The 12524-nt window shown below is 70.6% G+C and carries 10 protein-coding genes; 3 read left to right on the forward strand and 7 right to left on the reverse strand.

Features of this window, described 5'->3' with window-relative positions:
• Positions 1-56: 56 nt before the first annotated feature.
• A complete protein-coding gene (locus I6J71_RS46325; RefSeq protein WP_204092651.1) occupies positions 57-1796 on the reverse strand; it encodes an ABC transporter ATP-binding protein in 1740 nt (579 codons plus the stop codon).
• The gene (locus tag I6J71_RS46330) at positions 1793-3427 is read right to left on the reverse strand and encodes an ABC transporter ATP-binding protein (RefSeq protein ID WP_204092652.1); all 1635 of its coding nucleotides are present in this window, start codon (positions 3425-3427) and stop codon (positions 1793-1795) included. The genes I6J71_RS46325 and I6J71_RS46330 overlap by 4 nt, the downstream gene beginning before the upstream one ends.
• A gap of 131 nt (positions 3428-3558) precedes the next feature.
• On the opposite strand from I6J71_RS46330, the gene purL reads away from it, so the two are divergent.
• On the forward strand, positions 3559-5841 hold the full coding sequence (gene purL / locus I6J71_RS46335) for a phosphoribosylformylglycinamidine synthase subunit PurL (RefSeq protein ID WP_204092653.1): 2283 nt from the start codon (positions 3559-3561) through the stop codon (positions 5839-5841).
• 163 nt (positions 5842-6004) lie between these two features.
• Here the strand turns inward: purL and I6J71_RS46340 are convergent, their stop codons facing one another.
• The 5 genes from I6J71_RS46340 to I6J71_RS46360 form a co-directional block, all read right to left on the reverse strand.
• Complete coding sequence (locus I6J71_RS46340) at positions 6005-7075, reverse strand: pentapeptide repeat-containing protein (RefSeq protein WP_204092654.1); 1071 nt, start codon at positions 7073-7075, stop codon at positions 6005-6007.
• 3 nt (positions 7076-7078) lie between these two features.
• Positions 7079-7930, reverse strand: coding sequence for a hypothetical protein (locus I6J71_RS46345; protein ID WP_204092655.1), 852 nt, complete (start codon positions 7928-7930; stop codon positions 7079-7081).
• A 175-nt stretch (positions 7931-8105) separates the two neighbouring features.
• The gene (locus I6J71_RS46350; RefSeq protein WP_204092656.1) at positions 8106-9002 is read right to left on the reverse strand and encodes a lysozyme; all 897 of its coding nucleotides are present in this window, start codon (positions 9000-9002) and stop codon (positions 8106-8108) included.
• Positions 9003-9175: 173 nt separating this feature from the next.
• Positions 9176-9970, reverse strand: a complete 795-nt coding sequence (locus I6J71_RS46355) for a lysozyme (RefSeq protein WP_204097606.1) — start codon at positions 9968-9970, stop codon at positions 9176-9178.
• Between the two features lie 282 nt (positions 9971-10252).
• A complete protein-coding gene (locus tag I6J71_RS46360) occupies positions 10253-10921 on the reverse strand; it encodes a type VII secretion system-associated protein (RefSeq protein ID WP_204092657.1) in 669 nt (222 codons plus the stop codon).
• 59 nt (positions 10922-10980) lie between these two features.
• Here I6J71_RS46360 and I6J71_RS46365 point away from each other — a divergent pair, with 59 nt between their 5' ends.
• Positions 10981-11361, forward strand: a complete 381-nt coding sequence (locus I6J71_RS46365; protein ID WP_204092658.1) for a sterol carrier family protein — start codon at positions 10981-10983, stop codon at positions 11359-11361.
• A 187-nt stretch (positions 11362-11548) separates the two neighbouring features.
• Positions 11549-12427 carry a helix-turn-helix transcriptional regulator gene (locus tag I6J71_RS46370; protein ID WP_204092659.1) on the forward strand — a complete coding sequence of 293 codons (879 nt, stop codon included), beginning with the start codon at positions 11549-11551 and terminating at the stop codon, positions 12425-12427.
• The last annotated feature ends 97 nt before the right edge of the window (positions 12428-12524 follow it).

Genomic DNA, 12524 nt, shown 5'->3' on the forward strand with positions numbered 1-12524 from the left:
GCTTGCCCACAACGGAATTGTTCAGCCGACGCGGGAGCCGCGAGTGCGGACCCGCCTTACGACGCCGCCGCCACCAACCGCGCGTACGGGCCCGAAGCGGCCATCAGCTCGGCGTGCGAACCCAGCTCCGTGATCCGTCCGCCCTCGACGACCGCGACCCGGTCCGCCGCCGCGGCTGTGTGCAGCCGGTGCGCGATCGCGATGACGGTGCGCCCCGCCAGCACCGCGTTCAACGACCGCTCCAGCTCACGGGCGGATCCCGTGTCCAGCAACGAAGTCGCCTCGTCGAGCACCAGTGTGTGCGGGTCCGCGAGCACCACGCGCGCCAGCGCCAGCTGCTGCGCCAGCGCCGCCGGAACCGCGTACGCGCCCGAACCCAGCTTGGTGTCCAGCCCGTCCGGCAGCGTCGAAAACCACGTCGAAGCACCGGCCGACGACAACGCGGCCAGCAGTTCGCCGTCGGTCCACTCGCCGCCGTCCTGCCGCGCCGGCAGTGACAGGTTTTCCCGCAGGGAACCGGAGAACGTGTGGTGCTCCTGCGTCAGCAGCAGCACCTCACCGCGCAGCACGTCCTCCGCCAGGGACGACACCTCCGTGCCACCCACCAGGATCGATCCCGACGACGGCGCCGAGATCCCGGCCAGCAAACGTCCCAGGGTCGACTTCCCGGCACCCGACGGACCGACGATCGCCAGCCGCTCCCCGCGTGGCACGACCAGGTCGATGCCGTGCAGCACCTCGCGGTCGGCCGTGTACCCGAAGCGCACGTCGCGCACCTCGATGTCGCGGCCCGCCGGGGCGGCCGAAACCGAAGCCCGCGAAGGCGCCGGCTGTACGCCGAGAATCCGGCGCGCGGCGGCCAGCGCCACCTGCAGGTCCTCCATCCAGAACAGCGCCTCGTTCAACGGCGCCGTCATGGCCTGCGCGTACGCGAGCATCGTCGTGATCGTGCCCAGGTCCGCCCAGCCGTGCGAGTACGCGAACACGCCGATCAGCAGCAGCGCCGCGATCGGCAGCACGTAGCTGATCTCCAGCGACGGCAGCCACCGCAGCTGCAGTGCCCGCATCCGCCGCTCGCCCAGGATCGCCTGGTCCAGCGCGTCCCGGCCGACGCGCACCCGGCGTTCGGTCAGGCTCAGCGCCTCGGTGGTGCGCGCGCCCTCCACGGTCTCGTGCGTGGCCGACTGCAGGTCGCCCCAGCGGTCGAGCATCCAGGCCATCAGCGTCGGGATCCGCCGCTGGTACCAGACGTTCACCGGTACCAGCAGCGGCAGCGCCACGAGCAGCGCCAACGCCAGCAGCGGCGACGTGATGATCATCGCGGCCGTGGTCAGCAGCACCGTGACCACGGCGATCAGGATCTCCGGCGCCGCGAAGCGCACGGCGTGGTCGAGCCGGCTGATGTCGCTCGTCGCGCGGCTGAGCAGGTCGCCGGTGCCGGCGGCCTCGACCGTGCCCAGCGGCAGGCTCAGCGAGTTGGCGACGAACCGTTCACGCGTCTGCGCGAGCACGCGCTCGCCGAACATCCGCCCGCGAAACCGGGCCGCCTTCTTGGCCCACGCCTGCAGCACCAGCGCCACGACGAACCCGGCCGCCAGCAGGTCGACGCGGGTCCCGCTGCCGCCGTCGACCACGCCCTGCACGAGCAGGCCGAGCAGCTGCGGCCCGGCCAGCCCGATCAGCGTCGCCAGGCAGAACAGCCCGAGCATCACCGAGAACTCCCGCCGGTGCTCGGCGGCCGTGCGCACTGCCCAGCGCCGCACGTCGCGCCTCGACGCGAGGGGGAGCCGCTTCACACCGTCACCGCATTCTCACTCACGACCTCGTCGGCCACATGCGTCCACAGTGGACTCTGACTGAACACCACCGTCGTGCGGCCCCGCCGCAGCTCGGCCACGCGCTGCGTGATCCGCGCCTCCGTGTGCGCGTCGACGGCCGAGGTCGGTTCGTCGAGCAGCAGCACTTCAGCGTCGGTCGCCAGCGCCCGCGCCAGGCTCAGCCGCTGCCGCTGCCCACCCGACACCTCGCGCCCGCGCTCCCCGATCAGCTCGTCGACTCCCCGGGGCAGCGCCTCGATGATGTCGTCGGCATCGGCCGCGGACAGGGCTTCTTCGACGCTCACCTCACCGGGCTTCGCGGGCGCCAGCTGGTCGCGCAGCACGCCGGAGAACCACAGGTCCTGGTTGTGCGCGTACACGACCCGCTCCCGCAGCTCGGCCAGCGCGACCCGGTCCGCCGGCACACCGCCGACGAGCACGCGCTCACCTTCGGCCGCGTCGGCGAACCGCGCCATCCGCTGGGCGATCGCCTCCGCCTCGGCGCCCAGGTCGACGACCGTGAGCTTGCCCGGCTCGACGCGGATGCCGCTCTCGGTGTCCACCAGCTCCAACGGCCCGGCGGGCAGCGGTACCGGGGACTCCGGTTCGGCCAGCTTCGGCTGCAGCGACAGCAGGCCGCACACCTTGCGCGCCGCGACGAGCCCGGAACTCACCGCGCCCACGGCCTCCGTCGCCGAGTCCACCGGCACGACCAGGAACGCCGAGACGCCGTAGAACGCCACCAGCTCGCCCACACCGATCGTGCCGTCGAGCGCGAGCCGCGCACCCAGCCACGTGATCGCCACGGTGACCAGGCCCGGCAGCACGATCGCCGCCGCGGCCAGCCACGCCTCCGCGCGCCCGACCTCGACACCCGAGCGGCGCACGAGCTGGCTCGCGGCGCGGAACCGCTTCAGGAACCGTCGCTCACCGCCGACCCCGCGCAGGATCCGCAGGCCGGACACGATGTCGGCGCCCAGGGCGTTGACGTCGCTCAGGTTCTCGCGCTGCACCGTCTTGCGCTTCTGCAGCGGCCGCAGCAGCGGCCCGATGCCCACCACCGCCAGCGGCACACCGACGAGCGCCACCACGCCGAGCAGCGGCGACGAACTCAGCATCGCCAGGCCGATCACCACGAACGCCACGACCGAGCCGACCGTCCGGCCGATCACCTCGTAGGCGTTGCCGATCCAGTTGATGTCCGACGACGTGACGGCCACGACGTTGCCGGTGCTCGTCGCCTCGCGCAGGGTGGCGCCAAGCCGCGTCGTGTGCGCCGTGACCAGGCGCTGCGTGGTGCCCGCGCCGTGCAGCCACATGCCGTAGGAGTTGAAGTGCAGCCACGTGCCGAAGCCGGCCTGCAACACCCCCAGACCCGCGGCGATGAACGCCCATTGCCACAACACGCCCGTGTCCTCGGCCGCGATCGCGTCGATGCCGCGGCCGATCACCAGCGGCAGCAGCGCGCTCGGCAACGACCAGCAGGCACCCGTGAGCGCGGCCGTCACGACCATCCACGGGCGCGAGCGCAGCACCGCGAGCAGGTAGCGGCCGGCCGTCGGCCGGGCAGGCAGCCGGGGCGTGGCGAAGGGATATGTGGCGGAGAGCACGATAGTCGACGGTAAGCGCGCCGACGCAGCTCGCGCGACTGATTTATCCCTCCCGAACGATACGGGCACCTGCGGGTGTGACCTGGCCGACACGTAGTCTTGACGGTGTGGCGAACCCTGACACGGACACCGTGACCAGCACCGTTGACACCACCGAACGCGCGACCGCGACCCCGGACCTCTCGCAGCCCTACGTCGAGCTCGGCCTCGCCGAAGACGAGTACGCCCGGATCCGCGAGATCCTCGGCCGCCGGCCCACCGAGGCCGAACTGGCGATGTACTCCGTCATGTGGAGCGAGCACTGCTCGTACAAGTCGTCGAAGAAGCACCTGCGCTACTTCGGCGAGACGGCCACCGACGAGATGAAGGCCAAGATGCTCGCGGGCATCGGCGAGAACGCCGGCGTGGTCGACATCGGCGACGGCTGGGCGGTCACCTTCAAGGTCGAGAGCCACAACCACCCGTCCTATGTGGAGCCCTACCAGGGTGCGGCCACGGGCGTCGGCGGCATCGTCCGCGACATCATGGCCATGGGTGCGCGTCCGCTCGCGGTGGCCGACGCGCTGCGTTTCGGGCCGGCCGACGCGCCCGACACCAAGCGCGTGCTACCCGGCGTGGTCGCCGGCGTCGGCGGCTACGGCAACTGCCTCGGCCTGCCGAACATCGGCGGCGAGCTCGTGTTCGACCCCTCCTACAGTGGAAACCCGCTGGTCAACGCCCTGTGCGTGGGCGCCATGCGCACCGAGGACCTGCACCTGGCGTTCGCGTCCGGCACGGGCAACAAGATCATCCTGTTCGGCGCGCGCACCGGCCTCGACGGCATCGGCGGCGTGTCCGTGCTGGCGAGCGACACGTTCTCCGGCGACGAGACGGCGGCCGGCCGGCGGAAGCTGCCGAGCGTGCAGGTGGGCGACCCGTTCACCGAGAAGGTGCTCATCGAGTGCTGCCTCGACCTGTTCAAGGAGAAGCTCGTCGTCGGCATCCAGGACCTCGGCGGTGCCGGGCTGTCCTGCGCGACGTCGGAGCTCGCGGCCGCCGGTGACGGCGGGATGCACGTCTACCTCGACCGCGTGCCGCTGCGCGCCACCGGCATGACGCCCGCCGAGGTGCTCTCGAGCGAGTCGCAGGAGCGCATGTGCGCGGTCGTCGCGCCGGAGAACGTCGAGGCGTTCATGGCCGTGTGCGCGAAGTGGGACGTGATCGCCACCGACATCGGCGAGGTCACCGACGGCGACAACCTCGTGATCACCTGGCACGACGAGGTCGTGGTCGACGTCCCCGCCCACACCGTCGCCCACCAGGGCCCGGTCTACGACCGGCCGATCCAGCGCCCGGCGAGCCAGGACGCGCTGATCGCGGACACCTCGGCTTCGTTGCCGCGGCCGTCGACGCCGGATGAGCTGCGGGCCGACGTGCTGAAGCTCATCGCGGCGCCGAACCAGGCGTCGAAGGAGTGGGTGACGGCGCAGTACGACCGCTACGTGCGCGGCAACTCCGTGCTCGCGCAGCCGTCGGACTCGGGCATGATCCGCATCGACGAGTCGAGCGGGCGCGGCGTGTCGGTGGCCACCGACTGCAACGCGAAGTTCGTGTACCTCGACCCGTACCGCGGCGCGCAGCTCGCGCTGGCCGAGGCGTACCGCAACGTCGCCACGGGCGGCGCGACGCCGGTCGCGGTGTCCGACTGCCTGAACTTCGGCGCCCCGACCGACCCGGCCGTGATGTGGCAGTTCGAGCAGGCCGTGCACGGGCTGGCCGACGCGTGCGTCGAGCTCGGCATCCCGGTGACGGGCGGCAACGTGAGCTTCTTCAACCAGACCGGCGACACGGCGATCTTGCCGACGCCGGTGATCGCCGTGCTCGGAGTGATCGACGACGTCACCCGCCGCATCCCCACCGGCATCGGCGCGGAGGCCGGCGAGACGCTCCTGCTGCTCGGCGACACCCACGACGAGCTCGACGGCTCCGCCTGGGCCCGCGAGCTCCACGGCCACCTCGGCGGCGTGCCGCCTCGCGTGGATCTGGCCCGCGAGAAGCTCCTGGGCGAGATCCTCGTCGCCGGCTCGCGCGACGGCATGATCTCCGCGGCCCACGACCTCGCCGACGGCGGCCTCGCCCAGGCGCTGGTCGAGACCGTCCTCATCGGACAGTGCGGCGCGCGGGTCTTCCTCGACCGCGACCAGGACCCGTTCGTGCAGCTGTTCTCGGAGTCCTCGGGCCGCGTGCTCGTCGCGGTGCCGCGCACGGAGGAGCTGCGCTTCACGGAGATGTGCACGGCCCGCGGCCTGCCGTGGCGCAAGACCGGTGTGGTCGACCCGGAGTCCGGTGCGCTCGAACTCCAGGGCATCACGGAGTTCTCGCTCGACGAGCTGCGCGAAGCGTGGGAAGGCACCTTGCCGGCACTGTTCGACTGAGCCGCTCCTGATGAGGGCCGCTTCCCGAAGGGGGAGCGGCCCTCTGTCGTTCCGTCGGTCACCGACAGACCAGCTGCACTGTCCTGTTCGGACGTCGCAGGACTCGAGTGGACGCGCGGGGAGAAGCCGTTGGGCGAGCTGCTGGACCGGGCGACCGCGGCGGTCAGTTCCCGGCCACGGTGATCCGGGCGGTGCCGTTCTCGAGCGGTTCCAGCTGCCAGCCCTCGGGCAGCTGGTTGTCCTTCGCCGCCTGCACCTTGGTGTTGTACAACGAAAGGTGCTCCGGTACTCGCGCGAACCGCAGGTCCGTCTGGCCGCCGAACGACGCGCGGCGCAGGTCGAGTGAGTCCTCGAACACCACGTCGGTGAACACGGCGTCCTTGGCGAACACCGCGTCCTTGAACGCGGTGCGCCCGGCGAACGTCGTCTCGGTGAAGTCGGCGTTCTCGGCGAAGGCGGTGCCGCTGAACCACGCGTAGTCCAGGAATTTCGTCCCGCGGCAACGGAAGTTGCCGATGAGCCGCCCGTTGCCCGTGCCGGCGGCGGTGAAGTAGGCGCGGCCGGTGATCACGCAGCCACTGAGGTTGGTGCTGCTGTGCAGCGACGCGTAGCGCAGCAAGAGGCGGCCCACTTTGCGGCGCGACAAGTCGAGGTACTCCAGCACGGCCCCGGTCAGGTCGAGGTCGTGGCTGGGCGCGTCCACTTCGGACGCCCACGGCAGCAGCTCGGCGACGAGCCGTTGCGCGGTCAGCCGCACCTGCAGCTCACGCTCGACTTCGGGTTCGGCACGGTCCGGCCCGTGGTAGCGGGAGTGGTCGAACGGCCGCCGCAGGTAGGAACACAGCACGTCGAGCACCGTCTGCGTGTACTCCGGCCGGCTGCGCGCCAAGCCGGCCAGCGCGTGCAGCGCTCCGACGCGCACCTGGTCGGCCTCGTGCCCCAACAGCTCCACGGACTTGGCGAAGCGTTCGTCGGACACGCGCTCGCGGTCCTGGTCGGCGCGGCGCATTTCCAGGTCGTGGCGCTGCCGCTCGATCTCCTGCCGAGCCTCCTCGACGCGGCGGCGCCGGTCGTTGAGCCACAGCGCGTACAGCGCGACGACGGCACCCCCGGCGAGACCACCGGTCTTCAGGGCGTCGCTGCGGCTCGTGGCGGGGTCGGCGAGCAGCCAGCCGCCGACCCCGACGAGCAGCAGCACGGACGTGACGAACGTCCAGAGCAGTGGGGACCGCACGCGTCAGATGGCCAGCACGAAGAAGAACCCGATGCACCACTTGCCGCCGACGCTGGTGGCGATCACCGAGCCGTTGGCGTCCTTTCCGGACAGGGAACCGCCGACGCTCGCCGTGACGGTCGAGGTGCCGTCGTAGCCCTCGACCTTCAGCTGCGGCTCGCCGCCCGTGGCCTCGTCGATGCTGTCCCTCGAGAAGCCCTCGCTGCCCTGGCACGTCATCGCAGTGGCGCCGGCGGCGTCCTTGGCGTTGATCTTGGCCACGAAGTCGTCGACCGCCTGCTTGCCCTCGGCAGGCGAACCGCTGCCGTCGCCGGTGCCGGGGATGTCCGTCTCGTCGGTGGGCAGGCCCGGCAGCGACGGCTCACCCGTGGGGAGCTGCGGGCGCGACGTGGGCGCCGGCGGCGGCACGGGGTTCGGCGACTGCGCCGTGGTGCCCGAAGAGTCCTTGCTCAGGAAGAAGCCGGGCGCGACAAACCCCGTGATCCCGAGCGCGACCACGACCACCACGGCCACCGCGATGCCGATCCACAGTCCCGTCTTGTTGTTCTTCGGCGGCTGCGGCCCGCCGCCGTAACCTCCACCGTAGGGCTGGTTCGGGTCCCAGCCCTGCTGCGGGTACTGCTGGGCGCCGGGGTAGGGCTGACCGTACGGCTGGGTGCCGGGATAGGGTTGCTGGCCGTACTGCTGCGTGTTCGGGTCCCACCCGGGCTGCTGGCCGTACTGCTGCTGCGCGTTCGGATCCCACCCCGGTTGCTGACCCGGTTGCTGGGGCACCCCGCCCGGCCCGGGTTGCTGCCGGCCCTGGCCGTAGGGGTCGGGCTGGCCGCCCTGCCCGGGCTGCGGTGGGTAGGTCATCTCCGGTTCCGCCTTCCTGCTGCACCGTCTCGCGCCGTGGTCTGACGACCGGCGAGCGCCGGCGGTTCCTCCCCCGCCCCACGTGATCAGCATTCTGCAAGGTCGGAGCCCGGCACAAAATACGCTCCCGGCCGCACGCGGTGGCCGGGAGCGTCATTTCGCCCTCACGAGTGGATCAGCCGTTCGCCAGCGCCTGCACCCGGTCGTAGGCACCGTTGAAGGTGTCCTGGTCGAGCGGACTCGAGGTGTACTGCCAGACGGTGTAGTAGCCCCAGCCGTTCGGCAGCGTGCCTGCCGACGAGGCGTACCGCGCGACCCACAGCGGCACCGTGCTCGAGAAGTTCTGCGACGTGCCCACGCACTGGTTCCACCAGCTCGTCGAGGTGTAGATGACGGGCCAGCGGCCGGTCTTGGCGTGGTAGGTGTCGTGGAAGTCGCGGATCCACGCGCCCATCGCGGCCTGGCTCAGGCCGTAACACGTCGCGCCGTACGGGTTGTACTCCATGTCCAGCGCGCCCGGCAGCGTCTTGCCGTCCCCGGACCAGCCGCCGCCGTGGGCGACGAAGTAAGTGGCCTGCGCCGCGCCGCTCGAGGTGTTCGGGGTGGCGAAGTGGTACGCGCCGCGGATGAAGCCCTGGTTGTACGAACCGTTGTACTGCTGGGTGAAATAGGGGTTGGTGTACGACGTGCTTTCGGTCGCCTTCGTCCACACGAACCGCTTGCCCTGGCTCCACCAGCTCGCCCAGTTGACGTTGCCCTGGTAGCTGGCGACGTCCATGCCCGCCACGGTGGCCAGGACCTGGTTCGGGATGGCGGCCGCGGCCTGCGGCTGCTGGGCGGCGGCCTTCGACCCGGGTGTCGAGTCGTCACCCTCGACGCGCCGGATCTGGGACCCCAGTGGGTGGTTGTGCGCCTGGATGTCGGCGTTGATCACGTTGACCTGGCTCGTCGTGAGGACCGAGCTGGGTGGTGCGGCCATTGCCTGAGCCGTGGAGCCGAGCAGGAGCGCCACGGTGGGGATGGCCAGGACGGAGAACAGGGTTGCCCCCCGTCCTCTTCGGGAAGTGGACATCGTTGAATCCCTTCACAGATACCCTCGCTGTGAGCGGCTATGTGCAGGTAGCCGCCCGGGGGAGATTCTTGATGACGGTCTTCGGTTTGTCATCAAGTTCCGTGAATTCACATGGACGCGTGGGTGATTTTCATCGGTTCCTGATGACTATTCCGTGGTCTGGCAACAAATGTTCACCCGATTGCCAGATCGCGGAGGGTTGCCAGGGGACCGTTGAGCCAGTTCTGGTCCCCCGGCAGCGTGCCCTTGTCCGCGAACTGCCAGATCGCCTGGCTGCGCCAGCCGGCCGGCAGTTCGCCGATCTGCGTGTTGTAGCGCGCGAGCCACAGTGGATTCGCGCCGAACGCCGCGCTGTTGCCGGTGCAGCGTTTCCACCAGCTCGTGGACGTGTAGATCGCCGGCGACCGTCCGGTCCGGGCGCGATAGGTGTCCGAGAAGGACCGGACCCACGCGACCATGCCGGCGGCATCCTTGCCGTAGCAGGTTTCGCCGTAGGGGTTGTACTCCAGGTCCACCGCGCCCGGCAGCGTCTTGCCGTCCTTCGACCAGCCGCCGCCGTGCGCGAGGAAGTAGTTCGCCTGCGCCGCGCCGTCCGACACGTCGGGCCGCGCGAAGTGGTACGAACCGCGGATGATCCCGGCCTGGTATGAACCGTTGTACTGCTGGGCGAACTGCGGGCTGACGAACCCGGTGCCCTCCGTGGCCTTCACGTAGACGAACTTCGCACCCGCGTTCGCGGCCGCGGTCCAGTCCACCGCGCCCTGGTGCCCGCTCACGTCGTGGCCGAGGACCTGGTCGCTCGCGGTGTACTCCACGTGCGGGGCGCCATCGACGCCCTCGTACTTCTCGATCTGCGAACCGGCGTAGTGGTCTTCCGCGCCTTCGTAGCGCGGCGCGGCGGTGGCCGGAGCGCACAGGGCGAGCAGCCCGGTGCAGACCACAGCGCCCCACGCGGTGGCACCCCTCAGGACGGTTCGCGCGAAGGAAGCACGTTCGAAGGCAACCCGGCGCAGCAGCGGACGACGCTTCACCCTGGACTCCCCACCGGACGCGTGTACTCCTTCGCCGTGCACGATGCCCGGAAGCCGTCGTTCCTGCGACTCGGTGATCACCCGACCGGGTCAGTTGTGCTGGTCGAGACCTATCGGTTTTCGCGTGGGTGACGTGCTGCGCGTGCGAAAAAGCCCGCCGTCCGGAGTGGACAGCGGGCTTTTCGTCGACAGCCGAAGTGAAAAATCCGGCGCGGAACCTCAGCGCCGTTCTTCGGCGATGGCCTTGAGGAGGTGCTCGGCCGGGACGACGGCGGTGATGAGGTCGTGCGGGTTGATCGCCAGCGGGTGACCGGCGAGCAGGCTCACGATGTCGCGGCCCAGCACGGCGCGGGCGTGCGGCCACTCGCGCGGCACGAGCGACTTGGTCGTGTACGCGGGCACCATCACGCGGCCGTCGGCGTTGTGGAAGCCGATCACCGTGCGCTGCACGGGGGACAGCGCGTAGACGAACAGCGTCGAGTCGAGGATGACCTTCGGCAGGTCCTCGGCGGGGCGGTGCTCGGTGCGCACGAGCTGCAGCAGCCGCTCGAGCTCCGTCTTGGGCTCCGGGAAGCCGAGCGCCTTCGGCGAAGGGCGGTAGCGGTCGTTGGGGTGGAAGTCCTCGACGACGTCACCCGCGGCGTTGACCGGGTACGCGCCCACCACGGCCCACGAGGGCACCGGGCCGGCCGGGTCGAAGGCCTCGTCGATCACGTAGAGCCAGCTGTTCGGGTTGGCGCGCGCGTTCGCCCGCATCTCGGGGGTGATCTCCGGTTTGCCCTGCGGCCCGCGCCGGCCGTGCCGGCCCGCTGTCGCCGGCTTGCCGGCCGCCTTGCCGCGGGGCCCCGCGGGGGAAACCATCCGATCTGCCTCGTCCCGTTGCGCCATCGCCGTCCCTCGGTGCCGGGTGCCTGAATGTCGGTCCGACGTCACTCTACTGTTGAGCCATGGCCTCTTCGCGTTCGGTCGATCCCGCTGAGTTACGCGCGGCGATCTCGGCCGTTTCGAGCTGGTTGCGAGGTGAGGGCCCGGATCCGGCCCGCTCCGAGCTGGCCGCCGCGGTTCGGCTGAGTCTGCGGACGCTGGCCGCCGACGCGCCGGGGCGCAGCGTCGAGGTGCGGGTGCCGCCGTTCGCCGCCGTGCAGTGCGTCGAGGGGCCCCGCCACACCCGCGGCACGCCGCCGAACGTGGTCGAGACCGATGCTCGGACGTGGCTCGAACTGGCGACCGGTCTGCTCGACTGGACCACCGCCGTGGAGTCCGCGCGCGTGTCCGCGTCCGGCTCGCGGGCCGATCTCGCGTACTGGCTGCCGGTGGTTCGACTCTGACCGTCCGTGGTCTTGACCAGCGAACGCTCACCTGACCGTGTGGTTCGGGGCGGACTCTCCGTAGAATCGGGAGGACAAACACGACGCGAGCCACGCCGTGCTATACGGGTTGGCCCTGTACGTGTACTTTGGGTAGCCGGGCTGGAATCCCACAGGTCAACGAGCGGCGCACGGAAGGTCCCGGTCAATGAACGCGGTGAACGCGTCCGGTGGCGAGCAGAGTCTCGGCCCGACTGCGCGCCGGATGATCCTCGGCTCGCAGCTGCGCAAGCTGCGTGAGGAAGCCGGGATCACGCGCCAGCAGGCCGGCTACAACATCCGCGGATCCGAATCCAAGATCTCCCGCCTCGAGCTGGGCCGCGTCGGCTTCAAGGAGCGCGACGTCGCCGACCTGCTCACCATGTACGGCGTCTCCGACGACGAGGAGCGCCGCGCGTTCCTCGACATGGTCAAGCAGTCGAACGAGGCCGGCTGGTGGCGCAAGTTCGGCGACACCGTGCCCGGCTGGTTCACCGACCTCGTCGGACTGGAGGAAGCCGCGTCCCGGATCCAGATCTGGGAGCCGCTGTTCGTGTCCGGCCTGCTGCAGATCGAGCCGTACGCCCGCGCGATCTTCAGCCACGGCCGTCCGGACATGGCCGACGAGAAGGTGGACCAGCTCGTGGCCCTGCGCATGCGGCGGCAGAAGATGCTGGCCCGCCCCGACGCGCCCCGCATCTGGGCGGTGCTCGACGAGTCGGTGCTCTACCGGCCGATCGGCGGGCCGAAGGTGTTCAAGCAGCAGCTGGAGTACCTGCTCGAGGTCACCACGCTGCCGCACGTGTCGGTGCAGATCCTCCCGTACTGCCGCAGCGGTCTGTCCGCCGAGCACGGCTTCGCGCTGCTGCGGTTCGCCGAGGCGGAGTTGCCGAACATCACGTACGTCGAGTACCTGACCGGCGCGCACTACCTCGACAAGCGCGACGAGATCGAGAAGTACAGCCGCGCGCTCGACCTGCTGGCGGTCGACGCGGAGACGCCGGAGCGCAGCCGCGCCCGCCTGGCGAAGCGGCGCGCCGAGATCTGACCGGGGTTTCGGCGGTTCCGGTCAAAACGCTGAAATCACTGAAAACTTCGTCCGGTCACAGTCCGTGCTGAGCCTTCACGCGCTGCCACCGGTCGGT

It is taken from the genome of Amycolatopsis sp. FDAARGOS 1241 (assembly GCF_016889705.1).
Classification (GTDB): domain Bacteria; phylum Actinomycetota; class Actinomycetes; order Mycobacteriales; family Pseudonocardiaceae; genus Amycolatopsis.